Below are 25,177 nucleotides of genomic sequence, written 5' to 3'. Positions count from 1 at the left end.
TGCAACTTAGACATGGTGACCATTTTTAGGCAGGGTATCCGAGGGCGGCCGGCTATCTGGAACCTCTCCAGTCGTCTCCTCTGGTTTGGCTTTGAGGGCCAGATTGAGCAGGGACATGCGGCTAGGAATCGCAGAACGCGGAGCTGGGTGCAGGCCCTGGAGCACTTCCGACAATTGCAGGCGTTCGGGTTTGGTTTCTTTGAGCTTATGCCAGACGGAACGCGACATCAGCAGGGTATGTTCCACTCGTTGGGCCCCCAATTGCTCTAAATATTCCTCCCGTTCGTGTTGGTAGTCGGCAGACATCAATTCCAAAGACTGCTCCGGCAAATGATGCACCAAGCGGGCCATGTGAACGAGTAATTTGGGATAGAGCCAGGTATAGGCTGGATGCACCGTTAATTCGGCCTGGTGGGGACGGACACCCTTTTTAGAAATAATGAGCTTGAAGTAGGCAATGGCTGCTTTTCTCTGGGGTTCAAAAACATAACCACTGACTTCCTGGCGTTGGTGAAGACGATGTTGCAGGCGCGTTACCAGGGAGGGGAGAAAACGAACTTTAAAATCCTGGCCATGACGGTCGAAGACCTGACGCAGGAGAGGCGGCATAGAAACACAATCTAACTGGTAGAGCAGGAAAGAATCCGCATTGCTCACGGGCAAAAGATTCGGTAAATCGGGGTCATTATTGGCCAGCAGGGCCAGACGGTCGGGGGACAAAGACCAGTAGGTCATCTGGGCCAGGGGTTGGAAACCATTCTGACGGTAGAGGGCCAAACTATTCTTGGCCTGGATATTTACTTCCAGTAACCAAGTTCTGGCCTCCCAGACTCGCTCAAAGCAGTAGCGCAATAATTGGGAGCCTAGGCCCTTGGGATCGGTCACCAAATCAGGCTGAATAGCAGAGGAGTCAAGGAGTACCCGTTCTACCCGCCAGGTACTGCGGCTACTGTTGAAGGGGGCAATTTGGACGAATCCCCCCAGGCGACCAGACGCAACCTCTTCGGCGACGTAACCGGAAAAAAGGTGCTGGAGCGGATTGGGGAAACATTGCAAAAACTTGATCAGACCATACCAAAAGCGTACCTGCTCCAATTGTTCTGGCAAGCTCAAATCCGTCGGATATTGGCCTAACTCCACGGGTCGCTCTAAGAGCGGATTGAGATTTTCCAAATCGCGGTATTGAACGGGGCGAATTAGCACCGTCGGAGCCTCATTTGCAATGGTCATGGGTCTGAGAAGATTACCGGTTGACCCCATCTTAACGGTTTTCTCCCGGCTTCTAGAAGGATTTTCCCCAGAAAAAATACCCCCAGCCAGGCTTGGAGGTATAGAATCAGCTCGATATTCGGTAAGACCTGCGTCTTAGAACTTGTTGGTAACGTCTGATTTTGCCTTCTAAATCCCCTCATCTGGGGAACTGGCCCTGAGTTTTCCCCAATCTTGGGGGGCAGGGTGGCTTGTCAAACAGACCCTTAAGCCTCGGTGGGATTGGCTTGATAGAAAAAGCTGAGGTGGTATAAATTCCGCTTCCAGGGGTGGGCTTGGACTTCACGGATCAGGGCCTTACCTTCCCAGGAGAGGTCAGGAATTTTCACATCAACGAGGGTTTCGTTAACCTTCGCGTAGCGCAACAGGGTGGTAGCCTCTTTATGATCGACCGTGAGAGAAATAGATTCAGCACCATTGTGGCCGTAGAGGGTGGCCGGAATCAGGCCTTCCCGACGCAGGGCGCGGGGATTACTTTTCTCAGGACGTTTTTGACATTCAATGGAGACAGACATAGGTAGCAACAGTTAAATAAAAGGATCTAGATACAAAAATCGGGGTAGTAGTCAAACTACACTTTCTGCGGATCAACGGAGGTACCATTGGCATAGAGCAAAGCTCGTTTAGGGCCATGAATGGGGTCTTCCACGATAATGGTCTGATCCCGGCTGGCGCCCAGGGAAACAATGGCAATGGGAACTTCCATCAATTCTGCGAGAAACTTGAGGTAGCTGAGGGCCTGGGAGGGGAGATCTTCCAGGGTTTTGCAATGCTCGGTGGAACATTGCCAACCGGGGAGAGTTTCATAGATGGGTTTACAGCGAGCAAATTCAGCGGCGTTACCCGGAAAATGGTCGCAGGTTTTACCATCCAGTTCGTAGGCCACACAGACCTTAATTTCCTCCAGTTGGTCGAGGACATCTAGCTTAGTGACCGCTAAGCAATCCAGACCATTGATCCGCACCGCATAGCGGCCAATGACCCCATCAAACCAACCACAGCGGCGACGACGGCCTGTGGTCGTACCAAATTCGGCCCCTCGCTCACAGAGGTGTTGGTTGAGGTCGCCCTCAAGTTCGGTGGGAAAGGGGCCTTCTCCAACCCGAGTCGTATAGGCCTTGGCTACCCCAATCACCCGGTCAATCATGGTCGGCCCAATGCCGGCCCCAACACAGGCCCCGCCAGCCACTGGGTTGGAAGAGGTGACGTAGGGATAGGTACCATGGTCTAAATCGAGGAGAGTGCCCTGGGCCCCTTCAAAGAGAATATTTTTGCGCTGGTGGATTGCTTCATAGATTTTAAGAGAGCTATCCACAACGTGGGGACGGAGACGTTCGGCATAGCCAAGGTACTCTTCAATCACTGCCTCAGGATCTAGGGGCGGCAATTCGTATAGCTTTTCTAAAATGACGTTTTTATAGTTAATTGTCCAGATTAATTTCTTGCGTAGAATATCAGGATCCATCAAATCGATGACCCGAATGCCAGTGCGCTCGGATTTATCGGCGTAGGTCGGCCCAATCCCGCGCCCGGTGGTACCAATTTTATGTTTGCCCCGCTTTTCCTCCGAAGCCTCATCCAGTAAACGGTGGTAGGGCATGGTGATGTGAGCCGTCTGGGAAATGTAAAGACGCTCAACGGAAACATTTAAAGCCTGTAATTGATCAACTTCCTGGAGTAAAACTCGAGGGTCGATCACCGTGCCTGAGCCAATAATACATTCCGTTTCTGGGTATAAAATCCCCGAGGGAATGAGATGTAATTTAAAGGTCTGGTCTTGGACGACAATGGTATGCCCGGCATTAACTCCCCCCTGGGGACGAACGACCACGTCGGCGGAGCGACTCAACAGATCCGTGATTTTTCCTTTTCCTTCGTCGCCCCATTGAGCGCCGATGACGATAACGTTAGCCAAGAGCGTTTATTAAAGTAAAGTTCACACAAACTATCACTATCGCACTTCTAGGGCCGACTGTCAAGTTTCGCCTAAGTAAATGCCGAGGGAGCGGGCCGTTTTAACGATAAAACCTTCGGGGTCAACGGGAAAGGCACAACGCTTCTCCTGGTGGCACTGTTTGATGATGGTAATAATCGGTTTGAGGGGAATGCTCTGTACCTGGCCATTTTGCCAAACGACGACTTCATCAAAGTGCTCCTCTTCGATCAGTTCGACGGCTTTAATACCAAAAAAAGTAGCGAGGAGACGGTCAATGGAAAGGGGCGTTCCGCTCCGCTGGATATGGCCGAGGGTAGTGGCGCGGATGTCTAGGGCCTGGAGGTCACAATAGCGGGGATCCGGACTGTCACACAGGCGTTGACTGACCTGACTAATTTTGTCGGCCAGGTAATCGGCAATATATTTTTCCTTTCGGCCCTCTAGATCGTGGACGCCTTCGGAAATGACAATCAGGGCGAAGTGGCGACCAGCGTGGCGGAGTTTCATCAGTTGCTGACAGCATCCCTCGATCATTTCGACGGTGAGGGCCGGCGTTAATTCGGGAATCAAAATCATATCGGCTCCCCCTGCAATCCCCGCATGAAGCGCCAAGTGGCCAGCATCCCGGCCCATGACTTGGACAATGATAACGCGCTCATGACTGGCGGCGGTAAAGGTCAGATCATAAAGGGCCTGGGTCACAATATCTACCGCCGTGGTAAAACCAACGGCCCACTCGGTAAAGGGAACATCATTATCAATGGTTTTAGGAATGGCAATAATATTCCACTGGCCTTTCTGGGCTAGATCGTAGATAATATCAAGACTGCCATCGCCACCAATCACGATCAGGGCATCCAGGTTAAGCAAGGCGTATCCCTGAAGAATCGCCGCGGCAATTTCCGGGTTTTCCGGGTGGCCTTTACTCAGGGAACCGAGAATGCTACCACTCAGGAACTGCAACACATCCAGGCCCTTGAGCATACCAGGGAGCGCGTAGCCATGTTTGCTTAAGAGCAAATCTTCGGCCTGATATTTGCCGTGGGCTACTTCAATAAAGCCATCAGTCCCGTAGGGAATACCAAAGACCTCCCAGCCCTTGAGGGCCGAGGCCTTAACCACGGCTCGGATAACGGCATTCAGACCAGGACAGTCCCCACCACTGGTGAGAATACCGATACGTTTGGGATTAGCCATGGGAATCTCCTCCATCAAGAATTACAGTTATGGTTCAATTAACGGGATTAGTGCAATGCTTCTTCGGCTTCGTTATTGTCGAGGGTTCGCCAGGCCGGCAGATAGCTTTGCAGGGCCTTGATGTACTGAACCCGTTCAAAGGCCGTGGGGTCAGGACAATGGAGTTGGCTAAGACTGCCCTGCATCTGGGCCACCGATTCATAGTCGTGTTCTACCAGCCAATCCCGCAAATTGCTTTCCAGGGTGGCTAGGTAATCAATGCCATAGCGTAGTAAAACACTCACCAGCTGGGTAATTTTGGCCCCAGCCATCAGCATTTTGAGGATATCGGTGGTGTGGTGAATGCCACTGGTAGCTGCTAGATCACAGGGAATACGGCCGTAAAGAAGTGCAATCCAATGCATCGGCAACCGCAAGGCCTGGGGACTACTGAGGATAATGTGGGGATAGACCTCTAAATTTTCCAGGTCAAAATCCGGCTGATAAAAACGATTAAACAAGACTAAGCCGTCAGCTCCCGTTTCCGCTAAACGTTTAGCCATGTTGGCCGTATTGCTAAAAAAGGGCGCTACTTTAACGGCAATCGGAATTTTAACTTCAGCTCGGACGACCCGCAAAATATCCAGATAATTCTCTTCAATTTCCGTACCAGAAACTTCGGGATCCGTAGGCAGATAGTAAATATTCAATTCAAGGGCATCGGCACCAGCCTGTTCAATTTGTTGAGCATAATCAAGCCAGCCGCCGAGGGTCGAACCGTTTAAGCTAGCAATGATTGGAATCTCTAGACTTTCCTTGGCTTGGCGAATATGACTGAGGTATTCTTCTGAACCCAGATGAAAGACTTGGGGTTCAGGAAAGTAGTTCAGGGCCTCGGCAAAGCTTTCCGTCCCGTGGGTAAAGTGATGGTGCAATTCTAAGCGCTCTTGTCGTAATTGTTCTTCAAAAAAGGAATGTAAAACAATGGCTGCGGCCCCAGCATCTTCCATTTTTTTAAGATTATTTAAATCCTCTGTTAGGGGGGCACAGGAACCCACCACCAAGGGAGATTTCAGGGCCATACCGAGATAAGTTGTTGTCAGATTCATCGTCGTTCTCCTAGGAAGTCGGAATACAGGGGGCTATTCAGGTAAATAATCAGGATCAAGCAAATCTTCGATACTAAAGAGTAAATCAACCGGAAAGGTATGGATATCTAAACCCATTTCTCTAAACACAATTTTATGAACTGTTTACTTAACTATCGAGACAGGGGAAAGTTGCGGATACTCTCCCCATCGTGACCCTCTCGCTAAACCATTTCCGCCGGCCTTGGGGTCTCGCTCGATTGACTGTGCCCATTGCCCTGACCATTGCCTAGGGGACGATTGGCCAGGTATTGGTACATGGCCCAACGGGTTGATACATCCCCTTGAGCTAGTTTCAGCAGTTGTTTGGCCGCCTCGGGTTGACTACGGGCCAGCATCGAAAAACGGTTTTCCAGATACATCGTGCGATCCACCGGCACTTTCGGCGCGCGCATATCCAATTGCAGGGGATTTTTACCGCTTTGGCTCAGACTGGGATTGTAGCGGTAGAGCAACCAGCGACCACTCTCCACCAGTTCTTTTTGATGGTTCATAGCCGTGGTCATATTGATGCCGTGGGCAATGCAGTGGGAGTAGGCAATAATCAGCGACACGCCTGGATAAGCCTCCGCTTCCAGGAAAGCCCGGATCGATTGCTCATTTTTGGCCCCCATGGCGATACTAGCCACATAGACATTGCCGTAGGTCATGGCCATTAGCCCCAGGTCTTTTTTGGGAGAGGGTTTCCCTCCCGCCGCAAATTTAGCGACGGCCCCTCGGGGGGTTGCTTTCGAGGCCTGGCCCCCAGTATTGGAATAGACTTCCGTATCCATGACCAAGATATTGACATTACGGCCACTGGCTAGGACATGATCGAGGCCCCCGTAGCCAATGTCGTAGGCCCAGCCATCGCCACCGACAATCCAGACACTTTTCTTCACCAAGTAATCGGCCAGGGATTGGAGCATGACCAATTTGGCCCGTTGCTCCCTTTCGGTACTGGCCAGTAATTGACCAAGGCGTTGCTTCAGCGTTTCAACCCGTTGCCGTTGCTCGAAGATGTCGGCTTCCGTTTGTTGGGCATTGCTCAAAATCTCTGTGACCAAGCTTTCTCCGATCTCGGTAGCCAGGGCCTGGAGCAATTCCGCCGCAAATTCCGCTTGTTTATCAATGGAAACCCGGAAACCTAGGCCAAATTCGGCATTATCTTCAAAGAGAGAGTTAGACCAAGCAGGGCCACGGCCCTCGGTATTCTGGGTCCAGGGGGTTGTTGGGAGGTTACCGCCGTAGATGGAAGAACAGCCCGTGGCATTGGCCACTAACATCCGGTCACCGAACAATTGGCTAACCAGCTTGAGGTAGGGGGTTTCCCCACAACCGGCACAGGCCCCGGAGAACTCAAAGAGGGGTTCCTGCATCTGTTGATGACTGATTTTATTCAGATTGAGATGGCGGCGGTCAGGATTCGGTAATTGTAGGAAGAAGTCCCAATTCTCCCGCTCTGCTTCCCGTAGGGGCAGTTGGGGCGCCATGTTGATGGCCCGTAAACGAGGCTGGGATTTGTTTTTAGCAGGACAAACATCCACGCAGATACCACAGCCGGTACAATCCTCGGCGGCTACTTGGATGGTGAACTTGAGGCCCTGCCAATCGTGATCTTTGGCGCCGGTACTTTTGAAGGTAGTCGGGGCTTGCTGGAGTTGTTCTTCCCCATAGGCTTTGGAGCGGATTACCCCGTGGGGACAGACAATGACGCATTTGCCGCACTGCACACAGACATCGGTGTCCCAAACGGGAATTTCCTGGGTGACGTTGCGTTTTTCCCATTTGGCCGTCCCCGTCGGATAGGTGCCGTCACAGGGCAGGGCACTCACCGGTAAATCATCCCCTTGGCGAGCCATCATTTTACCCAGTACATCGCGAACGAAGGCGGGGGCCGTATCCGCAATCAGGGGTTTGAGTTCAGGTGCCTCAGCATCCACCTCAGCGGGAACGGGGACTTCATACAAATGATCCAGAGTGGCATCTACAGCCTTAATATTCATCTGGACAATCTCTTCCCCTTTCTTACCGTAGCTCTTGCGGATCGATTTTTTGATGGCCGCGATGGCTTCGTCCTTGGGTAAAACCCCAGAAAGGGCAAAGAAACAAACCTGCATCACCGTATTAATGCGGCCGCCCATGCCGGCTTCGCGGGCCACTTGGTAGGCATTGATGGTATAAAGCTTAAGCTGTTTGGTAATAATTTGGGCTTGGAGGGGACGGGGTAATTTCGACCAGACCTCCTCCACAGAGTAGGGACTATTGAGCAGAAGCGTGGCCCCGGTCATCGCAGGGGTAACGAGGTCAAACTTGTCAATAAATTCCCATTGGTGACAGGCAACAAAATTGGCCCGATCAATTAAATAGGTGGAGTGGATTGGATTGGGGCCAAAGCGAAGGTGAGATACCGTTACTGAACCGGATTTCTTCGAGTCATAGACAAAGTAACCCTGGGCGTAGTTGTCGGTATCTTCGCCAATGATCTTGATCGAGTTTTTATTGGCCCCCACGGTGCCATCGGAACCCAGGCCAAAGAAAATGGCCCGTACCACCGAAGCCGGTTCCGTTGAAAACTGCGGGTCGTAGGGCAGACTGGTCAGGCTGACATCATCATTAATGCCAATGGTAAAGTGATTTTTCAGGGCCGACTGCTGGAGATTGTCCAAAACGCCCTTGACCATGGCTGGTGTAAATTCCTTCGAGGACAGGCCATAGCGGCCCCCGACAATTTTGGGTAAAATCCCGCCCCGTTCGGCAAAAGCTGTAACCACATCTAGGTAGAGCGGTTCCCCGGGACTCCCCGGTTCCTTCGTTCGGTCTAGCACCGCTATTTTTTGCACTGTTGGGGGTAAAGCTGCCAGCAGTCGTTGGGCGTCAAAGGGCCGATAGAGCCGCACTTTCAAAACGCCGACTTTTTCCCCCTGGGCCATCAACGCATCGACGGTTTCCTGGGCTGTTTCACAGCCAGACCCCATCAGGATCACCACCCGCTCTGCTTCTGGATCGCCGTAGTAATCAAAGGGACGGTATTTGCGTCCGGTGAGGTCGCCAAAGGCCTGCATCACCCGCTCTAAAACGGCTGGATACTCGGCATAGAAAGGATTTACGGTTTCCCTGGCCTGGAAATAGACATCCGGGTTTTGAGCCGTTCCCCGCAAGACCGGACGATCCGGGGTCAGGGCCCGTTGACGGTGGGCCAGAACATCTTCATCTCGAATCAAGACCCGTAGGTCATCATCGTTGAGTAATTCCACTTTTTGCACTTCGTGGGAGGTACGAAAACCATCAAAGAAATGCAGGGCCGGAATCCGAGTTTGCAAGCTAGTGGCTGTCGCAATTAGCGCTAAATCCTGGGCTTCCTGCACTGAAGCTGAGGCCAAGAGGGCAAACCCCGTCTGCCGCGCCGCCATGACATCACTGTGGTCACCAAAAATCGAAAGGCCCTGGGCCGCCAAGGAACGGGCCGCCACATGGATCACGGCCGCCGTTAATTCCCCCGCAATTTTGTAGAGATTGGGGAGCATCAGCATCAGGCCCTGGGAGGCGGTGAAGGTCGTTGTTAAAGACCCCGATTGTAAGGCCCCATGAATGGCCCCGGCAGCTCCGCCCTCACTCTGCATTTCCACCACTGCAGGAATGGTTCCCCATAGATTTGGACGATGTTCCGAGGCCCAGGCATCCGCCCATTCCCCCATGGGAGAGGAGGGCGTAATGGGGTAAATTGCAATGACTTCACTGAGGCGGTAGGCAACCCGGGCCACAGCTTCATTCCCGTCGAGGGTGGCGTAGGTTTTCGGTCTCATAGGTAGTCCTCAAGAATCAGAAAAAGTAACAAACCAGTGGTGATTTTGGGAGTGCTCACCATCACAATGACGTTTAAAATAGAGACGCTTCCCAACAGATCTTGTCTCTAAGTACGGCTTTTTGAAGGGAAGTAAAACAATCAAAATATTGTTTTGAGCAAAGGGTAGCCAGTCATTGATGGATACAGCAAAATAATGAAATTAGCTAAACAAATAATCCTAAAGCGTCTCTGTCTCTATCTTTAACGATAAAGACAACCTTGGCGCAATTTGTATCTTTTTGTGATCCAAAAGTAAAACTTATTTACATAGCTTTTAAATTGTTAATTAGTAGGCAGGGGGCCTATAAATTGAGTCGATCTTTAGCTTTTTTTCAGATTTATTGGAAGTGTCGCGTAACAGTTGTTACAATCTCTTGACATTGACTTTGTTAGGGTTAAAGGTGTTTAGCTTATCCATTAGCGGAGCATAGTTGAAGGTGAGTCCAGTCTATCTTTCTATCGTCGAGGGCAATCCGCACCTAAGGTCACTCCTGGGTTGGCATCTCCAGCAGGCAGGGTATTTAGTACAGCAATGCACCGGCCTCCAGCAGGCCCGTCAGGCCTTTACTAGCCGTCAGCCCACCGTTGCTGTAATCGACTCCGATTTACCCGATGGGGATGGGCTCGAACTCTGTCGCTGGCTTTTTCAGCAACGACAGTCGATGATTCTGATCCTGTCGGCTCGTAATGGAGAACAGGATATTGTCCAGGGCCTGAAGGCCGGGGCTGACGATTATCTGACGAAGCCCTTCGGTATGCAAGAGTTTATGGCCAGAATTGAATGCTTGGTGCGTCGGGGCCGGATGACAACAGCGCCCTTGCTCCTGGACTACGGCGACCTCAAAATTGATCTGGTTCAAAGAAGAGTGCAATTCCAAGGCGATTTTATCGATCTGACTCCCCAAGAATTTAGTCTGCTCTACATTTTGGCCCAAGCCGAAGGCAATCCCCTCAGCCGCACGGAATTATTACGCCGGGCCTGGCCCGAGGCCATTGACAACCCCCGCACCATTGACACCCATGTATTGTCTTTGCGGAAAAAGATTGAAACCGATCCGCGTCAACCTAATCTAATCCAAACCGTTCGGAACGTCGGCTATCGCTTCAACCTCAATGTTCTTAAAAATACCAACCACAGTTCTGCTAAAGCCGCGGCAAATCTGGCCCTTGAAAGCCACAGCCGCCAGGGCCGTTATTTGTCCAATGTAAATTAAAGCTTCAAGACGACTGAGTTATCGAAGAAACCATTGATAAACAGTGACATCTAACGTTTGAGCTGACCCCAACGCCAACGAGGACGTTCGCCCGTGAGCCAGCAAATGGCGATGAGAACCACCGTGAGGAGAAGCACGAAAGCAAGGTACACAAAGTTCCCCTTGGTAGATTGAAGAAACGGGATGCCACCGAGAACCAGCGCAAGGTAGATGAGAAGAATGATCCACCCTTGCCAAGCTGACGGAGGACCCCAGCCCCAGCCGTAGCGTTTAGCAGGGAACCAGTACTTTCGAGGTTTTGACGGCATGTGGGTATGGCTCCGCGAGAAATATAATTGATGATACGGAAAGTTTCCGCAGATCACACCAAATACATGTTTTCTCAAGAATTTTTCTGCATATTACTCCCAATAGAGGAATCCAACAGGGTGCAACTGCGTAGTGCGTAAGAAGTTTAACGTAAGCAACTGGGACAGTGGGAGTGAATTGACAATAACTAACTCTCTGTAGCCCTAATTTGGAGGATTAGGATTCTTGGTGTGATGTAGATCACCTTGTAGAGTGACCGAGATCATTGTCCTTAGCCGAGATTTCACTATGATGGATAAAATGGTTCTGCCATCCTGCCGATCATGGCCAAGTTATCTAGTCGTCCTCTCCAGCCAAATCCCTTCCGTACCTACCGGGATCCCCACACCGGCGAATGGAAGGTGGAAAAATTAGATGCGGAGGCAACTCGGCCAACTCCAGAAGCACCGCCATCGGCCCTAGAGCATTGTTAATTCTCCCACAACTTCTAAACGCTTATATTGGCTGAGGGTCATAAACTGATCCGAGAGGACTTCTGCTACGCGGGGAGGAATCCAGCCCATCTGTTGTAGGAGATGAATCGCCACGGCGTACTTGGCCCGTCGGGCTCCATCTTTAACCTTAATCGCTAGGCCCAGGCCCTCCCCGACCCGAGCGATACATTGAATACCTTCGGCCCCAGCCTTGCTCACTAATTCCCCTTCCATGAGTCGCATTAATTCCGTATCAAAGGAACCATCGGCAGCCACTAGATGGGGATAGTAGGTCATAGCCCGAACGACGCGCTCTAGATCTAGTTGGGCCCCCGAGGCCAGCAGGGCGTAGAGATGGGCCATCTGGGCCAGTTCCATGGAGTAGGTGGGAGCACCGCAATCGTCGTGGGCCCCGATCAACTCGGCCCCCGGCATGGCCAGGAGTTCTGAAATTTTATCCAGGATTAGTTGCTGGACAGGACTGCTACCGCGCAGGTAGGTGTTGAGGGGCCAATTGCGTTGCTGACAAACCGCCAGCATACCGGCATGTTTTCCCGAACAGTTGTGCTGTAGGGCCGTTTTGGCCCCTTCGGGAGTGGGACATTGTAGAGCACTGGGGTCGATATCCGCCCGCCAGAGAATATTAAAGACCTGCCGTGCTTGCTCCGTGGTGCCGTGGTGGGAGCTACAGATAATGGCTAAATCCTTGTCGGTTAGGCCAAAACGCTCGAGGGTTCCCGTACTGGTGACGGCCAGGGCCTGGAAGGGCTTGAGGGCCGAGCGAATAAAAGCCGTACTATCGGCATGGCCCGCGACTAACAATGTCCGGCCGCGGTCATCACAAACGGTGGCCTCGACTTGATGGATCGATTCAACAATGCCTTCTCGCAGGAGGTGGACTTCAATCTGGGGGCCGTAGGGACGTTTTCCTCTGCTCATGCTGTTGGGAATGGGGGTCAACTGTTCATTGTAGGGCAGGCTGTCCCAGGCCTTGATAAAAACCGAGCAAGCTCCAGAGGCAAACGTCTAAGGCTATCAGGACTCCGAGAATAAGCAGGGTTTGTTGTAATCGCTGAAGAATAGGCTGGACTTGGTAGCGGATGATCAATCGGTCGCGGGTGAGAATTTCCAATGGTTTGGGCCAGCGTTGGCCGTCGTACCATCCGGATTCTTCGTAGATCACCTCCTCGGACTGGAGCCGGTCTTTGATATAAAACCACCCCAGTAAGAGACGGATCAGGAACAGACCCAGCAAGAAAAAAATACCCAGGGCCGTGGCCAAGGCAAAGAAAATCGGTTTTTTCTGGGGGGGAAAACTGGCGGCGGCGATGGGACTGGCCAAGAGACTGCCCCAAAAGGCTACCCACAATAATTTTTTGATAAATGGCAGGGGGCTTAGCTCGGCCCAGGAAAAGGGCCAGGCGGCCTTGAGGGCCTCGTACTCATTGACGGGCTGTTGCTCCAGGGGTACCGGACAAAATTGGGGCGATGACTCTCGCGGAGAACTCATAGGCAATCGATAACAGCCAGGGATTATTGGAAGGAGGGCAGGGTGGGTGGCGTGTAGGTAAAACCAAATTCCTGGGCAAAATCAGCCAAATTATAGCCCTGGGCATGGCCCCAAAAGGCTTCTAGTTTATAGAATTCCCGTTCTTCTGGCATAAAAATATGCACCAGCACATCGCCAAAATCCTGCAAAATCCAACTACCTTCCGCCTTGCCTTCCGTGTGGAGGGGCAGACGAGCATAGGACGTTTCAACTTGTTTTTCGATACTGTCGGCAATGGCCCTGACCTGGGTACGTGAAAACCCCGTCACAATCACAAAATAGTCTGCCAAGTAGGAAATATCGGTGACTTTTAAAACATTGATATCGTCGGCTTTGCGTTCATCCGCCGCTTGTAGAATCGTCCAGACGAGGGATTCCGTTGAAACCGGAGAGAGAGAGGGCACAGGGGTCGAGGTAACGGGGTCAAGGCGCAGGATTTCGGTCATGAATACTTCATTTTTCTCCATATTTTTCCCATTGTAACGCCCAATTTCGGGTCTCAATCAGACGGGGATGGATGGTTTTGTGGTGGGCCAACAGATGCTCGAAAACGAGGTCACAGGTTTTGCGGACGGCTTTATAAAGATTTTTACGACTCGCTCGCCGCAGGGCCAGGAGAGCTGGATCGTCGCCCCGCTGGGGTTCAATGGCATCGGCCACAAAGATTAGACAGGATAAGGGGGCCATGCCGGGACAACCCAGGGTATGGTGGCGAATGGCATTAAGGATAACGGGGTCGTGAACATGAAATTCCTGCCGAGCGACCACAGCACTAATCTCCGCATGGAGCAGATGGGGGACTTGCTCCAGAACAGGATCGAGGGGAATGCCTTCCGCTTGGGCTATCGCCAGCAGACGGGCCGGGGGGAAAAATTTAGCCAGATCGTGCAACAGGCCAGCAGTAGCGGCGGCTTCGGGGTCTAGACCATGCAGAGGGGCCAGAGCCTTAGCCGTTGCTTCTACGCCCAGGATATGGGCCAGTCGCTGGGGCGACACTTGGGTCTCTAACCAAGCCAAAACTGCCTCTCGATGGAGGGAAATCGGCGGTGAGACAGGAGGAGAACTGGGGTCAGACAAGGGCCAGGCCAGGGAAAATAGGACAACCGTGCCTATTATAGCGGAGCGCAAAGCCGGCCGCCTTGCTCTAGAATTTGAGGGTTACGCTGAGGAATAAAGACTGTGTATCGTTTACAGACCATTGCTGGACTCCGCACCTATCTCCGCACGGCTCAAGGTCAATGCATTGGCCTGGTGCCGACGATGGGGGCCCTCCATAGGGGCCACGCGAGTCTGATTCGGCGGGCGGTGGCCGAAACCGATCATGCAGTCGTCTCGATTTTTGTGAATCCCCTCCAGTTTGGCCCCCAGGAAGACTTGGCTCGCTATCCCCGTTCCCTGGAAGCTGACTGTGAACTAGCCGCCAGCTTGGGGGCCAGGGCCGTTTTTTGTCCCACAGTGGCGGAATTAGGTCTAGACGAGACATCAGCTAAAACCCTGGTCGTTCCTCCTGCCGCCTTAACCGAAACCCTCTGCGGGGCCTATCGTCCGGGCCATTTTACCGGCGTGGCTACCATCGTCAGCCGCTTGTTTCAGTTAGTACAACCCCATGTGGCCTATTTCGGCGAAAAGGATGCTCAGCAATTAGCCATTATTCGTCGTTTAGTGGCGGATCTGGATTTCCCCATCGAAATTAAGGGTTGTCCAACGGTTCGGGAGGCTTCCGGCCTGGCCCTGAGTTCTCGCAATCAATACCTGAGGGAACAGGAACAACAACAGGCCACAGTTCTTTATCGCAGTCTCCAAAAAGCCGAGCAATTATTCCAGACCGGCCAGCGGGATTCAGCCCTTCTCCTGGAGGCGGTGAACCAGGAATTACAAACGGAACCAGATCTCCAGCTTCAGTACCTGGCCCTAGTAGATCCCCAGACGCTTCAACCCTTAACCACTGTCGCCACCACCGGACTCTTGGCCCTGGCGGCCTACTTGGGCCAAACCCGCCTGATCGATAACCTTCTGCTCCGCCGTCGCCAGGCCATGATCGTGATTGATGGCCCCGCTGGCGCCGGGAAATCCACCGTCACCCGCCAAGTGGCCGACCGTCTTGGCCTTTTGTACCTAGATACTGGGGCCCTGTATCGGGCCCTGGCCTGGTTAGTCCTCCAGGCCGACCTTGACCCCAAGGATGAAGTCGCGGTAGCCGAGTTGATCAGCCCGGCCCAGATCGAATTAATTTCCCGGCCATCGCCCCAACTCACGGGGGCCTGGGTGAATGGCCAGGAGGTTAGCGAGGCCCTGCGCACCCCTGAGGTGACCGGAATCGTCTCGGTGATTGCGGCCCAAAAAGCGGTGCGGGATAAATTGCTTAGCCTCCAACGCTACTACGGTGAGCAAGGGGGCCTGGTGGCAGAGGGGCGCGATTTGGGAACCTACGTCTTTCCCGATGCGGAGCTGAAAATCTTTTTGACGGCCTCGGTGCAGGAACGGGCCCGGCGACGACTACGGGATTTTCAACAGCAGGGTAAAACCGACCTCGACCTGGCCCAGTTAGAACAGGATATTGCCCAACGGGATCACCTCGACAGTACCCGTGCCATTGCTCCCCTGAAGCAGGCCGCCGATGCCATCGAGATCGTCACCGATACTCTCAGTATTGAGGCCGTGATTGAAAAAATTCTGGCTTTATATCAACAATTGAAGGGTAATGTTTAACGCAATCGGCCATGGCTCATCCAGCATCTGAGACGCAACCCACCTGGCAGATTAAGCTTCTTTTTGATGGAGACTGTCCCCTCTGCCTCCGAGAAGTTAACTTTCTGCGTTTCCAGGACAAGGGCCAGGGCCGGGTGGCCTTTGTGGATATTTCGGCCCCTGACTATAACCCCGACGACCATGCCGGCATCGACTACGCCACGGCCATGGGCCGCATCCATGGCATTACGGCCGATGGTCAAATTCTGCAAAATGTTGAGGTTTTTCGGCGAATTTACGCGCTTTTAGGTCTGGGTTGGCTCTATGCTCCCACGGGTTGGCCCCTGCTTCGTCCCTTAGTGGATTGGCTCTACGGTCTTTGGGCTGATAGAAGACTAGCATTGACCGGCCGCCCCTCTCTCGCAACCCTGCTGGCCCTGCGCCAGACCAGTCGTGAGGCCTGCGCCACGGGTCAGTGTCGGCGGGATTAAAGGCTTGCTTCCCCAGGCCATCATCGGCAAAAAAATAGACCGTAGTAGAATTTGGATTAATTCAAAAATTGTTTTTCATCGAGAGGCGTGGTGGCCCGTCAAAATAATCAGTTCAAACAATTTCTGGCAAAATTTTTGCCGCCTTTCCTATTTCTTTGTTCCCTTATCTGCTTTCTAGTACTTCCCAGCATTTTGGCAATGGCGATCAGCAGTGAAGTGATCCCTTTTGCCTGGATGGCTGGTGGGGTGTTTTTTCTACTGGGTCTATACACTTTACTGCGCGGTTCGTTTCAAAAGAAGTGACCGTTTTTCCTATCAGAGGGGCTGATCCACTAAGGTTTTGTCGTGCTTCGGCATAACGGCTAAAGTGAGCGGCGCTCCATTAACTACAAACGAAGCTAGAAGACTTTGCTCGCCGCTGCAACGACTTGTTATCTCACTGGCGCTAACTCCCGTTTTCCATACTCATGCCCGCTTTTGGATGCGTTCTTGAAGACGCGCAACGACATCTGAACTCAGGTCTGCTTCTGGCTCAGTTTGCTCGCGTGTCGCTAAAACAGACTGAATCTCAGCAGACAAAGCTTGCCCTAGCTGCTTGATCAATAACTGGAACGACTGCTGTTGCTGTTCAACTTCCGCTTCAGGGACGACCTGAATCGCATGAGCTAAGGCTGCCTGACGAGTCAATGCATAAACAATGTGCTGATTTAATGATACACCTTCGCCTTCAGCGAGATAAGCAAGCTGTTGATGCAACGTTTCAGGTAATCGTAAGGTTAATCGACTCATGGTTTTTCTCCTAATGCTAATAAGCTCACGAATTGCACAGGTGTCATTACTCATAGCCCCAATGACTCTTTCGCACTCCGAAAATCTCGAATATTAGACGTAACTACAATTGCGCCTGCATTCATTGCACAATCAATCACTAAATCGTCACCTGCATCTGGGGAAGTCGGTCGCCATGAGAAATAAATATTCGTGTATTGAGTCAAGCTGAGGAGTTGCCCTAACACAGGCTGCAGTTTAATCCAGCATGCTTCTGAGAGTTTTCAAGACAACACATCATCATATTCATAGGCAAGCGCATTGGAGACACAAACCACCATCAGCCCAGTCAACCAAGCATCAATAATCAACCCTGAAGCCCCGCCTTGTTTGGTGAGACCTTCAAACAGAACATTGGTGTCAACAACAATCCGAAGCAACGGCAAAGGGGACATGACACTACTATAGCACCACATGCAGTGTCAGATAATTGACGCACTGTAATAGTTTGGAAGACTTACAGATAGCTTTGAAAGAACGCCCTAACACTTGAAACGAAGCGATATAACGCCCATGTTCAGCGGATACAAGCAACATTGAGAGAAACACTAAAAATTTTCATTCCGCTGCAACGCACTTGTTAGGCAGCAGTTTACGACTTACACAACAGGTATTCCAAGCTGCGAGAGCCATGTGTGCTTGTCAATGTAGCCACGCTGGAACTTGATTTTTTCGTTGATAACATGAAAGAAACCGCAGCCTTGTAGTGTAAAACTCTTGCCATTTGGCGCATTATCGCCCAGTTGTCCTAAAAATGTGCCGCCGCCTTTCCACTCAACTATAGCCCACTCACTATCCTCAAATATGTTTAGCGGGTGCGTATAGTTGTCTGGAAAAGCGGTGAAAAATGCGATGAAGCTCTCCAATAAAGCCTCGCGCCCATGAAGCGGATCGCCAAAAGCGACTTGATGATTTTCGGCGTCATCATGATAAAGCTTGATAAGTGCGTGTGGGTCGCAAGCGTTAAATGCCGCAACCCAATCCTGTACAACTTCTTTCGGTGATTTCATACTGCTCAACCATATTAGAACCTATTGTAAACTCCCAAACTGCATCTTGCTGCCCGACTAGGTATTACACAGAAAGTTTTCGTACAATACACCAAAAAGCGTATGATGCCGATTAGTGTCCTTTTTTATGGGCTCTACGCCACTCCGAACACGCCTAAACATAGTACGCGAGACTATCCGCCTCAAGCATTACTCTTACCGAATTGGGCCAGCCTAGCTTGAATGCTCCTTATTTTAAGCGTTCCCCGTCCGCTCCGCCCCTGGGTCGGGCCTGCGGGCTGATCGCCCAGGGCCAGCAAGGGTGCATCATTTTTCCTTGGCGGTCTCTGCCTATCGGTGCTAGTCCCTAACGCGGCAAGCCTCATCTATCGCCAGTCAGACGGTAGGCTCCACTGACGGATTGCGTTTACCTATGACCCAAGGCACATAGACCTTAATCTATATACTCTCTTGGTAATGTAAATCTTATTTATCTTTATAGAGGCAAGACCTGCGTTGTCGGTTTGCGATAATGGGGATGGTTCCGTGAACCCGGTTTTCAGTCCAGGATAACTATGCCCTCAATTAATATTTTGGGAGTGCCTCATCACTACGAATTAACCGGCCCCGAGTGCGTGGCTTCGCGGCCAGTCCTTATCTACATCCATGGCTGGCTTCTCAGTCGTCATTACTGGCAACCCCTAGTCCAGCAATTATCCACGGACTACCCTTGTTTGACCTACGACCTCAGGGGGTTTGGCGATTCTCAGACTGAAACCCTGGCAACATCTGCTGACCAGGCCCTGAGTCCTTTCAGTTTGGCGGCCTATGCGAGGGATCTCATCCTTCTGCTAGAGCAACTCCACATTACCCAGGCCTGGTTGGTGGGTCATTCCTTGGGGGGAAGTATTGCGCTTTGGGCGGCCAAGGCCTGTCCCGAGAGAGTCCAGGGGGTGGTTTGTCTCAACGCCGGGGGGGGGATTTATCTCAAGGAAGAATTTGAGCGGTTCCGCACCATGGGTCAGCGGTTAGTCAGTTTTCGGCCCCCCTGGTTGGCGACATTACCCCTGCTAGACTTGCTTTTCGCTCGGTTGATGGTGGAAAAAACCCTGGCCCGGCCCTGGGGCCGACAACGAATTCAGGATTTTGTCCGGGCCGATGCCGCCGCGGCCCTGGGTTCCCTACTAGAAAGTACCACCGAGGAAGAGGTGCATTTATTGCCCCAACTCGTGGCCCAACTGAGTCAACCGGTTTATTTTTTGGCGGGCCAGAAAGATATGGTGATGGAATCTAAATATGTCAATTATTTGGCGAGTTTTCATTCCCTGTTTTATCCCATGGGCCAAAATGTGATCGAAATTCCCGACTGTGGTCATTTCGCCATGCTGGAGCAGACCCAGATCGTGGTCGAAAAAATGAATTATATTCTGCGGACTTCGGGTTTCTAGGCCCTGGGAACCGCGTCCCAACCGAATCAACGATAAACTAGGGAAAACGCGGAGTCGCCATTATTGGGGCTGGCCAGAATCCTTTTTTGAACTTCAATGCCTACCTAACATTTATGAATACGCTCCCCCAGCCCACATCGGCTAACCTCTCTAGGGCCAGCTTGCCTAATCAGGAACCTCCCGCCAAAGCGACTCGCTCAACCGCAAAATTTCTGCTCTTCACCCTGGGAAAACTGCACCTGGCCCTGCCCATCGACCAGGTGGTACGGATTTTGAACTATGCAACTGTCCATGGCAGTGGCACAACCGCAACAGGTATCATTCACCTCGAAGATCGTTCCGTGACGGTGATTGATCTGGGCCAACGTCTCCTCCATCGTTCTCAGCTTCCCTCGGCTGTTACCAAGCAATTTTTGATTCTGGCCAAAAACCGCTTAGGCGAGGAATTTGCTCTGGTGGTACCCGAAACGCCGACGCTGATTGATGTGGCAGTGGAACAAATGCGGATTCTACCGGATTCCTACCGGCAAAATGATACCCTTAATTGTGCCAGTCATGTGATGGTTATCCCCCAGCCGGGCCAGTCCTTGACGGTGTTTCTCCTCGATCCCGATGCGCTAGTGGCAACCCCGTAAGTCGATGAAAGCCTTAATTCTATCCGGTGGCAAAGGTACTCGACTGCGCCCCTTGACCTATACCGGGGCCAAACAATTAGTACCCGTGGCCAATAAGCCGATTCTTTGGTATGGCCTGGAGGCCATTGCCGCCGCTGGCATTGAGGAAATTGGCATTATTATCAGCCCAGAAACGGGGCCAGAAATCCAAGCGAAAACCGGGAATGGAGAGCGTTTTGGGGTCAAAATCACCTATATTTTGCAGGAACAACCTCTGGGTCTGGCCCACGCGGTTAAGGTCGCCCAGCCCTTCCTGGGTGACTCCCCCTTTGTGATGTACCTCGGAGATAACCTGATCCAAGATAGCTTGGGTCAGTTTTTACAACATTTTCAACAAAAAAGCCTAGATGCCTTGATCCTCCTCCGTCAGGTGTCGAATCCTAGTGCCTTCGGGGTGGCCACCGTTGATGAGCAGGGCCATGTCCTGGCCCTAGTGGAAAAACCCCAGGCTCCCCCCTCTAATTTGGCCCTGGTGGGGTTATATTTCTTTGCCGCGTCGATCCATGCGGCCATTGCCGCTATCCAACCCTCGGCCCGAGGAGAATTGGAAATCACCGATGCCATTCAGACTTTGCTGAACCAAGGCAAAACCGTTGAGGCCCTGGAGTTGCAAGGCTGGTGGCTGGATACCGGTAAAAAAGACGACCTTCTAGAGGCCAATCGCATCATTCTCGATAGTCTACTCCGCCAGGATAAACAGGGCCAGATTGATGAAACCAGTAAAATTATTGGCCGGGTTGCCATTGCTCCCAGTGCCCAGATTATCAACAGTACCCTGCGAGGGCCGGTAATCATTGGCGAAAACTGTCGGATCGAAAATTCGTTTATTGGCCCCTACAGCAGTATTGCCGATGAAGCCATTATCCAGGATGCGGATCTAGAGCACAGCGTTATTTTGCCGGGGGCCCAGATTCTCGGGGTACAACAGCGGATCGTGGACAGCGTGATCGGTCAACGGGCTCGCCTGAGTTTGGCCCCAGGTCAACCCCGGGCCCTGCGCTTTCTGGTGGGGGACGATTCCCAAATTGAGTTGGTCTAGGCCCCCAGGCCAAGGGCCAAGACTGGATTAAGGGATTCTAATTCGGAGGAATGCCAAACCTGGCCATCGAGGGCCATTTGTTCGATTAGACTGGCAATGCGCAGGGCCTTGAGGGCCTGTTCGCCGCCAACGGAAGGCTGGTCGCCGCCCCGGACACAATAGACAAAGTGTTCTAGCTCGGCGTGCAAGGGTTCAATATTGCTGGTGTAAACCTTCTCAATCAGGCCATCTTGGCGGTAGAGGACTTGGCCATAATCGGTTGTACAGTTGGCGGTGGTTTGACGATGGATCAGGATCTCGTTGTTGAGGAAATCCGCCTCCGTGAGGGAATTTTTACAGTGGGCCGCAATGCGACGGATCTTGCGGTGGGTCACTTTGCTAGCGGTCAGGGTGGCCACAATGCCGGAGGCAAAGCCCAGGGTGGCGGTCACGTAATCCAGATAACCTGAACCGGAGGCCCGACTGCCGCTGGCGGTCAGTTTCACCACGGGAGCCCCCACCAATTCCTGGAGCAGGTCAATGTCATGAATCATCAGATCCAACACCACAGATACATCGTTGGCCCGTTGGGAATAAGGGCTCATGCGGTGGGCCTCAACGGCCAAAAGTTCTTCCGTTTTGAGGACTTTGCTTAATTCTTGAAAGGCCGGGTTAAACCGCTCAATATGGCCCACTTGCAGAATACAGTGGGATTCCGCCGCTGCATTCACTAAGGATTCCGCTTCGGCAATACTGGCGGCAATCGGTTTTTCGATCAGCGTATGTACCCCTGCCTGGAGACAGGCCATGCCAACGCTGTGGTGGAGTCGGGTGGGCACCGCTACGCAGACGGCATCCACAAAGGGCAACATATCTTGGTAACGTTCAAAAAACTTAACCCGGTATTTACTGGCCGTGTCTAGGCCTCGCTCGACATTGACATCGGCAATACCGACAAATTCAACATCCTTCATCAAGCTCAAAACGCGGGTGTGGTGCTGACCCATATTGCCCACGCCGATCACGCCGATGCGGATAGGTTCGAGATAACTTCTTTGTCCTTTGAGATAACCAGTTGTCATAATGGGCGCCTAACTCCTCTACACACGACCGCAGGGCTTGACGGAAAAGTTAAGGTTTGTTACTCAAAATTTCCTGCCTAAGATACTAGCACAGCCGGGCAGGAGGGGCGCGTCTAGATTTTCTGTTCATTGCGCACCGGTTGCTCGTAGAGATACCTGATAAAATAGCGCCTTAGTTATTGTTGTAGGTCAAACCATTTATGGGTCGTGCCAATAAAGTAGTGCTTGCTTATTCTGGTGGGGTTGATACCTCGGTCTGTATTCCCTACCTGATGCATGAATGGGGTGTTAAAGAGGTAATTACCCTCGCGGCGGATTTAGGTCAGGGGGATGAACTAGGGCCGATTCAAGCTAAGGCCCTGCGCTGTGGGGCCGTGGAATCCCTGGTGATTGACGGCAAAGCTGAATTTGTCCAAGACTATGCCTTCCGGGCTATCCAGGCCAACGCCCTCTACGAAAATCGCTATCCCCTCTCAACGGCCCTGGCCCGTCCTCTGATCGCCAAAATGCTGGTGGAAGCGGCGGAGAAGTATGGTGCGGATGCAGTGGCCCATGGCTGTACGGGCAAAGGTAATGACCAAGTCCGCTTTGATGTGGGCATTATGGCCCTGAATCCCCATCTGAAGGTACTGGCCCCGGCGCGGGAATGGGGCATGAGTCGCGAGCAAACCATCGCCTACGGGGAACGCTTTGGCGTGGAATCTCCCGTTAAGAAGTCCTCACCGTTTAGTATTGACCGCAATTTGTTAGGCAGGAGCATCGAAGCCGGGCCGCTGGAAGACCCAATGACGGAACCCCCCGAGGAAATTTACCTCTTGACCAAGGCAGTGGCTGATACCCCCGATGAACCGGAGTACGTGGCCATTGATTTTGAAAAGGGTATTCCCGTGGCTCTAAATGGCCAGGGCCTAGATGGCGTTACCCTGATTACCCAACTCAACGAGATTGCCGGTAAACATGGCGTTGGTCGTCTCGATATGATCGAAAACCGGGTTGTTGGTATCAAATCGCGGGAAATCTACGAAGCGCCGGCCCTGTTAGTTTTAGTCGATGCCCACCGGGATCTCGAAAGCCTGACCCTAACGGCGGATGTCAGCCACTACAAACGCAATGTGGAAGAAACCTACAGTCACTTGATTTACCAAGGCCTGTGGTACAGCCCCCTAAAAGAGGCCCTGGATGCCTTTATCCTCAAGACCCAGGAACGGGTAACGGGCCAAGTACGAGTCAAGTTCTTTAAAGGCAATGCTACCATTGTCGGCCGTCAGTCTCCTTATTCCATTTATGATGCCGACCTAGCCACCTACGGGATGGAAGACCAATTCGACCACAAAGCGGCGGAAGGGTTCATCTATATTTGGGGCCTACCCACCAAAGTTTGGGCCCAGAAGACGCGGGGCTAAAACTATTTGCGGCCTTGCTTACCAAGGGGGAACCTGTCGGTTATTGGTAAGTTCCCCCTATTCCCCATTAATCAATACCCAGAATATGGTCATGAATGAATCCCTTGTACCAATTCTCTAAATCAGGGCTATAGATTTTTACCCCTCCGCCTGCGGTACCTCCCCTTGCTAAGGGGAGGAAGGGTGGGGTCGGTTGTGTAGTGATACTTCCGCGATTTTGTATTACAGCCAGGAATGTAGCTCCAAAGCCTGGATAGTCCCTTTTTTCAAGAGATTCAAGCAAAAACCCGGTGTTGTAGTGAGGGCATCTGCTGGCGCACCTGAGCCAGGCGTTGGGGGTTAATTTCCGCAATGGCCATCCCGGGCCGTTCCCCGGCATCGCTCAGAATCACTCCCCAAGGATCGATAATCATGGCATGGCCGTGGGTATAGCGGCGCTCGTAGTGACATCCCGTTTGGGCGGGGGCAATGACGTAGCAAGTATTTTCAATGGCCCTGGCCTGGAGCAGAATTTGCCAATGATCTTTGCCGGTGTAGGCGGTGAAGGCCGCTGGCACAAATAAAACGTCTGCGCCCTGGGCCGACAGGTAGCGATACAGTTCTGGAAAACGGACATCGTAGCAAATGGAGAGGCCTAACCTACCCAACTTGTCCGAGGCAACCACGGGAGGATAAGCTTTCCCCGACATAACGGTGCTGGATTCCTGGTAGGTATTACCGTCGGGCAAATTGACATCAAAAAGATGGGCCTTATGGTAACGGCTTAACTCTTCCCCATTGGGAGAAACCAACAGGGCTGTGTTGTAGGCCTTGCTGGGGTCTTCGGCGAAGGGAACCGGAAAGCCCCCGGCTAACAGGGTCACCTGAAAGCGCTGGGCCATGGTTTTAATGAATTTCTCAGATTTTTCAGCAATGGTTGCGGCCTGCGCTAATTTGCTGGATTCATTACCCAAAAAAGCAAAATTCTCGGGTAAACCAATTAATTCTGCGCCTCGACGCACAGCCAGTTCAATTAATTCCTCTGCCTCAAGTAAATTTTTCTCGAGGTCAGGGCGACTGGTCATCTGGAGGGCGGCGGCTAGGTAGGGTTTCATTGGAAGGTGTAACACAGATACGGACAGGCCATAGCATCCCATTGTATCAATAAGTTGGGAGCGCTCCCTAGCCAAAAACTCCTCCGAGAAGGCCGACAAGGTCAACGCCAATGACCTACCATAAAAGGACGACTTTATCAGCATTAACCTTCTTTTTTCGCCCTCTACATCAGGAGTATTCATCACCCATGACTCAAGCCACATTAACTCCCACTCAAGGAATTCAGCTTTCTGAGGCGGCTCTCCAGCATGTTTTGAAGCTTCGGGAACAACAGGGCCAAGACCTGTGTTTACGGGTTGGTGTTCGCCAGGGCGGTTGCTCTGGCATGTCCTACCTGATGGACTTTGAGGAAATCAGCAAAATTACGGAGCACGATGAAGTTTTTGACTACGACGGCTTTAAACTTGTCTGCGACCGCAAAAGCCTCCTCTACCTCTACGGTCTGATGCTGGACTACAGCAATGCCATGATCGGTGGTGGCTTCCAGTTTACGAATCCCAATGCTAACCAAACCTGCGGCTGTGGCAAATCCTTTGGGGTTTAAGCTGGGACATTGATCCG

The 25,177-nt window shown here is 52.1% G+C and carries 25 protein-coding genes; 10 read left to right on the top strand and 15 right to left on the bottom strand.

All coding sequences use genetic code 11. The features are described 5' to 3' along the window. Positions 1 to 6: 6 nt before the first annotated feature. The 6 genes from ABXS88_RS04860 to nifJ all read right to left on the bottom strand — a co-directional run bounded on the left by ABXS88_RS04860 (position 7) and on the right by nifJ (position 9,314). Entirely contained in the window at positions 7 to 1,230 is a 1,224-nt protein-coding gene (locus tag ABXS88_RS04860; protein WP_353674057.1) for a GNAT family N-acetyltransferase, read from the bottom strand. Between the two features lie 245 nt (positions 1,231 to 1,475). Then, complete coding sequence (gene rplY, locus ABXS88_RS04855; RefSeq protein ID WP_353674056.1) at positions 1,476 to 1,784, bottom strand: 50S ribosomal protein L25; 309 nt, start codon at positions 1,782 to 1,784, stop codon at positions 1,476 to 1,478. A gap of 56 nt (positions 1,785 to 1,840) precedes the next feature. Further along, positions 1,841 to 3,184 carry an adenylosuccinate synthase gene (locus tag ABXS88_RS04850; RefSeq protein WP_353674055.1) on the bottom strand — a complete coding sequence of 448 codons (1,344 nt, stop codon included), beginning with the start codon at positions 3,182 to 3,184 and terminating at the stop codon, positions 1,841 to 1,843. 60 nt (positions 3,185 to 3,244) lie between these two features. Continuing rightward, on the bottom strand, positions 3,245 to 4,402 hold the full coding sequence (locus tag ABXS88_RS04845) for an ATP-dependent 6-phosphofructokinase (protein ID WP_353674054.1): 1,158 nt from the start codon (positions 4,400 to 4,402) through the stop codon (positions 3,245 to 3,247). Positions 4,403 to 4,449: 47 nt separating this feature from the next. Continuing rightward, positions 4,450 to 5,490, bottom strand: coding sequence for a dihydroorotate dehydrogenase-like protein (locus ABXS88_RS04840; RefSeq protein ID WP_353674053.1), 1,041 nt, complete (start codon positions 5,488 to 5,490; stop codon positions 4,450 to 4,452). 203 nt (positions 5,491 to 5,693) lie between these two features. Then, positions 5,694 to 9,314, bottom strand: coding sequence for a pyruvate:ferredoxin (flavodoxin) oxidoreductase (nifJ, locus tag ABXS88_RS04835; protein WP_353674052.1), 3,621 nt, complete (start codon positions 9,312 to 9,314; stop codon positions 5,694 to 5,696). Between the two features lie 478 nt (positions 9,315 to 9,792). Here nifJ and ABXS88_RS04830 point away from each other — a divergent pair, with 478 nt between their 5' ends. Both ABXS88_RS04830 and ABXS88_RS04825 read left to right on the top strand, forming a co-directional pair. Continuing rightward, complete coding sequence (locus ABXS88_RS04830; protein ID WP_353674051.1) at positions 9,793 to 10,569, top strand: response regulator transcription factor; 777 nt, start codon at positions 9,793 to 9,795, stop codon at positions 10,567 to 10,569. Positions 10,570 to 11,201: 632 nt separating this feature from the next. Further along, positions 11,202 to 11,351 (top strand): hypothetical protein, encoded by a 150-nt coding sequence (locus ABXS88_RS04825; RefSeq protein ID WP_353674050.1) that lies wholly within the window; start codon positions 11,202 to 11,204, stop codon positions 11,349 to 11,351. Here the strand turns inward: ABXS88_RS04825 and ABXS88_RS04820 are convergent. Genes ABXS88_RS04820 through yqeK form a run of 4 tightly spaced genes read right to left on the bottom strand, consistent with a single transcriptional unit; the run spans position 11,337 to position 13,977 of the window. After that, positions 11,337 to 12,290: an asparaginase gene (locus ABXS88_RS04820; RefSeq protein WP_353674049.1), complete on the bottom strand. Its 954-nt coding sequence runs from the start codon at positions 12,288 to 12,290 to the stop codon at positions 11,337 to 11,339. The genes ABXS88_RS04825 and ABXS88_RS04820 overlap by 15 nt on opposite strands. A gap of 25 nt (positions 12,291 to 12,315) precedes the next feature. Continuing rightward, complete coding sequence (locus ABXS88_RS04815) at positions 12,316 to 12,861, bottom strand: CGLD27 family protein (protein ID WP_353674048.1); 546 nt, start codon at positions 12,859 to 12,861, stop codon at positions 12,316 to 12,318. Between the two features lie 23 nt (positions 12,862 to 12,884). Next, positions 12,885 to 13,346, bottom strand: a complete 462-nt coding sequence (gene rsfS, locus ABXS88_RS04810) for a ribosome silencing factor (RefSeq protein ID WP_353674047.1) — start codon at positions 13,344 to 13,346, stop codon at positions 12,885 to 12,887. A 7-nt stretch (positions 13,347 to 13,353) separates the two neighbouring features. Further along, a complete protein-coding gene (gene yqeK, locus ABXS88_RS04805) occupies positions 13,354 to 13,977 on the bottom strand; it encodes a bis(5'-nucleosyl)-tetraphosphatase (symmetrical) YqeK (protein WP_353674046.1) in 624 nt (207 codons plus the stop codon). 102 nt (positions 13,978 to 14,079) lie between these two features. Here yqeK and ABXS88_RS04800 point away from each other — a divergent pair, with 102 nt between their 5' ends. From ABXS88_RS04800 to ABXS88_RS04790, 3 genes are all read left to right on the top strand, one after another. Next, positions 14,080 to 15,609, top strand: coding sequence for a bifunctional pantoate--beta-alanine ligase/(d)CMP kinase (locus tag ABXS88_RS04800; RefSeq protein WP_353674045.1), 1,530 nt, complete (start codon positions 14,080 to 14,082; stop codon positions 15,607 to 15,609). 11 nt (positions 15,610 to 15,620) lie between these two features. Continuing rightward, positions 15,621 to 16,079, top strand: a complete 459-nt coding sequence (locus tag ABXS88_RS04795) for a DUF393 domain-containing protein (RefSeq protein ID WP_353674044.1) — start codon at positions 15,621 to 15,623, stop codon at positions 16,077 to 16,079. A 90-nt stretch (positions 16,080 to 16,169) separates the two neighbouring features. Further along, the gene (locus ABXS88_RS04790; protein ID WP_353674043.1) at positions 16,170 to 16,382 is read left to right on the top strand and encodes a hypothetical protein; all 213 of its coding nucleotides are present in this window, start codon (positions 16,170 to 16,172) and stop codon (positions 16,380 to 16,382) included. 162 nt (positions 16,383 to 16,544) lie between these two features. On the opposite strand, the gene ABXS88_RS04785 is transcribed toward ABXS88_RS04790, so the two are convergent. From ABXS88_RS04785 to ABXS88_RS04775, 3 genes are all read right to left on the bottom strand, one after another. Next, on the bottom strand, positions 16,545 to 16,868 hold the full coding sequence (locus ABXS88_RS04785) for a toxin-antitoxin system HicB family antitoxin (protein WP_353674042.1): 324 nt from the start codon (positions 16,866 to 16,868) through the stop codon (positions 16,545 to 16,547). Between the two features lie 263 nt (positions 16,869 to 17,131). Beyond that, positions 17,132 to 17,302, bottom strand: coding sequence for a PIN domain-containing protein (locus tag ABXS88_RS04780; protein WP_353674041.1), 171 nt, complete (start codon positions 17,300 to 17,302; stop codon positions 17,132 to 17,134). A 204-nt stretch (positions 17,303 to 17,506) separates the two neighbouring features. Further along, entirely contained in the window at positions 17,507 to 17,917 is a 411-nt protein-coding gene (locus ABXS88_RS04775) for an ester cyclase (protein ID WP_353674040.1), read from the bottom strand. 554 nt (positions 17,918 to 18,471) lie between these two features. On the opposite strand from ABXS88_RS04775, the gene ABXS88_RS04770 reads away from it, so the two are divergent. From ABXS88_RS04770 to ABXS88_RS04760, 3 genes are all read left to right on the top strand, one after another. Beyond that, positions 18,472 to 19,344, top strand: a complete 873-nt coding sequence (locus ABXS88_RS04770; RefSeq protein ID WP_353674039.1) for an alpha/beta hydrolase — start codon at positions 18,472 to 18,474, stop codon at positions 19,342 to 19,344. A 113-nt stretch (positions 19,345 to 19,457) separates the two neighbouring features. Continuing rightward, a complete protein-coding gene (locus ABXS88_RS04765) occupies positions 19,458 to 19,979 on the top strand; it encodes a chemotaxis protein CheW (RefSeq protein WP_353674038.1) in 522 nt (173 codons plus the stop codon). A gap of 4 nt (positions 19,980 to 19,983) precedes the next feature. Beyond that, complete coding sequence (locus ABXS88_RS04760; RefSeq protein WP_353674037.1) at positions 19,984 to 21,057, top strand: glucose-1-phosphate thymidylyltransferase; 1,074 nt, start codon at positions 19,984 to 19,986, stop codon at positions 21,055 to 21,057. On the opposite strand, the gene ABXS88_RS04755 is transcribed toward ABXS88_RS04760, so the two are convergent. Next, complete coding sequence (locus ABXS88_RS04755; RefSeq protein ID WP_353674036.1) at positions 21,054 to 22,118, bottom strand: Gfo/Idh/MocA family oxidoreductase; 1,065 nt, start codon at positions 22,116 to 22,118, stop codon at positions 21,054 to 21,056. The genes ABXS88_RS04760 and ABXS88_RS04755 overlap by 4 nt on opposite strands. Positions 22,119 to 22,318: 200 nt before the next feature. Here ABXS88_RS04755 and argG point away from each other — a divergent pair, with 200 nt between their 5' ends. Then, positions 22,319 to 23,521, top strand: a complete 1,203-nt coding sequence (gene argG / locus ABXS88_RS04750) for an argininosuccinate synthase (protein WP_353674035.1) — start codon at positions 22,319 to 22,321, stop codon at positions 23,519 to 23,521. A 275-nt stretch (positions 23,522 to 23,796) separates the two neighbouring features. Here the strand turns inward: argG and ABXS88_RS04745 are convergent, their stop codons facing one another. Continuing rightward, positions 23,797 to 24,615 (bottom strand): carbon-nitrogen hydrolase family protein, encoded by an 819-nt coding sequence (locus ABXS88_RS04745; RefSeq protein ID WP_353674034.1) that lies wholly within the window; start codon positions 24,613 to 24,615, stop codon positions 23,797 to 23,799. A gap of 188 nt (positions 24,616 to 24,803) precedes the next feature. Between ABXS88_RS04745 and ABXS88_RS04740 the strand changes: the two genes are divergently transcribed. After that, positions 24,804 to 25,160, top strand: coding sequence for an iron-sulfur cluster assembly accessory protein (locus ABXS88_RS04740; RefSeq protein WP_353674033.1), 357 nt, complete (start codon positions 24,804 to 24,806; stop codon positions 25,158 to 25,160). The last annotated feature ends 17 nt before the right edge of the window (positions 25,161 to 25,177 follow it).

Origin of the sequence: Synechocystis sp. LKSZ1 (assembly GCF_040436315.1) — a bacterium.
In the GTDB taxonomy this organism is placed as follows: domain Bacteria; phylum Cyanobacteriota; class Cyanobacteriia; order Cyanobacteriales; family Microcystaceae; genus Synechocystis.
The sequence above is the reverse complement of the archived record's forward strand: the minus strand, read 5'-3'. Positions and strand labels throughout refer to the sequence as shown.

What these genes read in the sequence shown, in the direction of transcription:
- ABXS88_RS04860 (WP_353674057.1), bottom strand. Translation starts at nt 1,230, where the DNA reads ATGACCATTGCAAATGAGGCTCCGACGGTGCTAATTCGCCCCGTTCAA.
- rplY (WP_353674056.1), bottom strand. Translation starts at nt 1,784, where the DNA reads ATGTCTGTCTCCATTGAATGTCAAAAACGTCCTGAGAAAAGTAATCCC.
- ABXS88_RS04845 (WP_353674054.1), bottom strand. Translation starts at nt 4,402, where the DNA reads ATGGCTAATCCCAAACGTATCGGTATTCTCACCAGTGGTGGGGACTGT.
- ABXS88_RS04840 (WP_353674053.1), bottom strand. Translation starts at nt 5,490, where the DNA reads ATGAATCTGACAACAACTTATCTCGGTATGGCCCTGAAATCTCCCTTG.
- nifJ (WP_353674052.1), bottom strand. Translation starts at nt 9,314, where the DNA reads ATGAGACCGAAAACCTACGCCACCCTCGACGGGAATGAAGCTGTGGCC.
- ABXS88_RS04825 (WP_353674050.1), top strand. Translation starts at nt 11,202, where the DNA reads ATGGCCAAGTTATCTAGTCGTCCTCTCCAGCCAAATCCCTTCCGTACC.
- ABXS88_RS04820 (WP_353674049.1), bottom strand. Translation starts at nt 12,290, where the DNA reads ATGAGCAGAGGAAAACGTCCCTACGGCCCCCAGATTGAAGTCCACCTC.
- ABXS88_RS04815 (WP_353674048.1), bottom strand. Translation starts at nt 12,861, where the DNA reads ATGAGTTCTCCGCGAGAGTCATCGCCCCAATTTTGTCCGGTACCCCTG.
- rsfS (WP_353674047.1), bottom strand. Translation starts at nt 13,346, where the DNA reads ATGACCGAAATCCTGCGCCTTGACCCCGTTACCTCGACCCCTGTGCCC.
- ABXS88_RS04795 (WP_353674044.1), top strand. Translation starts at nt 15,621, where the DNA reads ATGGCTCATCCAGCATCTGAGACGCAACCCACCTGGCAGATTAAGCTT.
- ABXS88_RS04785 (WP_353674042.1), bottom strand. Translation starts at nt 16,868, where the DNA reads ATGAGTCGATTAACCTTACGATTACCTGAAACGTTGCATCAACAGCTT.
- ABXS88_RS04780 (WP_353674041.1), bottom strand. Translation starts at nt 17,302, where the DNA reads ATGTCCCCTTTGCCGTTGCTTCGGATTGTTGTTGACACCAATGTTCTG.
- ABXS88_RS04775 (WP_353674040.1), bottom strand. Translation starts at nt 17,917, where the DNA reads ATGAAATCACCGAAAGAAGTTGTACAGGATTGGGTTGCGGCATTTAAC.
- ABXS88_RS04770 (WP_353674039.1), top strand. Translation starts at nt 18,472, where the DNA reads ATGCCCTCAATTAATATTTTGGGAGTGCCTCATCACTACGAATTAACC.
- ABXS88_RS04765 (WP_353674038.1), top strand. Translation starts at nt 19,458, where the DNA reads ATGAATACGCTCCCCCAGCCCACATCGGCTAACCTCTCTAGGGCCAGC.
- ABXS88_RS04760 (WP_353674037.1), top strand. Translation starts at nt 19,984, where the DNA reads ATGAAAGCCTTAATTCTATCCGGTGGCAAAGGTACTCGACTGCGCCCC.
- ABXS88_RS04755 (WP_353674036.1), bottom strand. Translation starts at nt 22,118, where the DNA reads ATGACAACTGGTTATCTCAAAGGACAAAGAAGTTATCTCGAACCTATC.
- argG (WP_353674035.1), top strand. Translation starts at nt 22,319, where the DNA reads ATGGGTCGTGCCAATAAAGTAGTGCTTGCTTATTCTGGTGGGGTTGAT.
- ABXS88_RS04745 (WP_353674034.1), bottom strand. Translation starts at nt 24,615, where the DNA reads ATGAAACCCTACCTAGCCGCCGCCCTCCAGATGACCAGTCGCCCTGAC.
- ABXS88_RS04740 (WP_353674033.1), top strand. Translation starts at nt 24,804, where the DNA reads ATGACTCAAGCCACATTAACTCCCACTCAAGGAATTCAGCTTTCTGAG.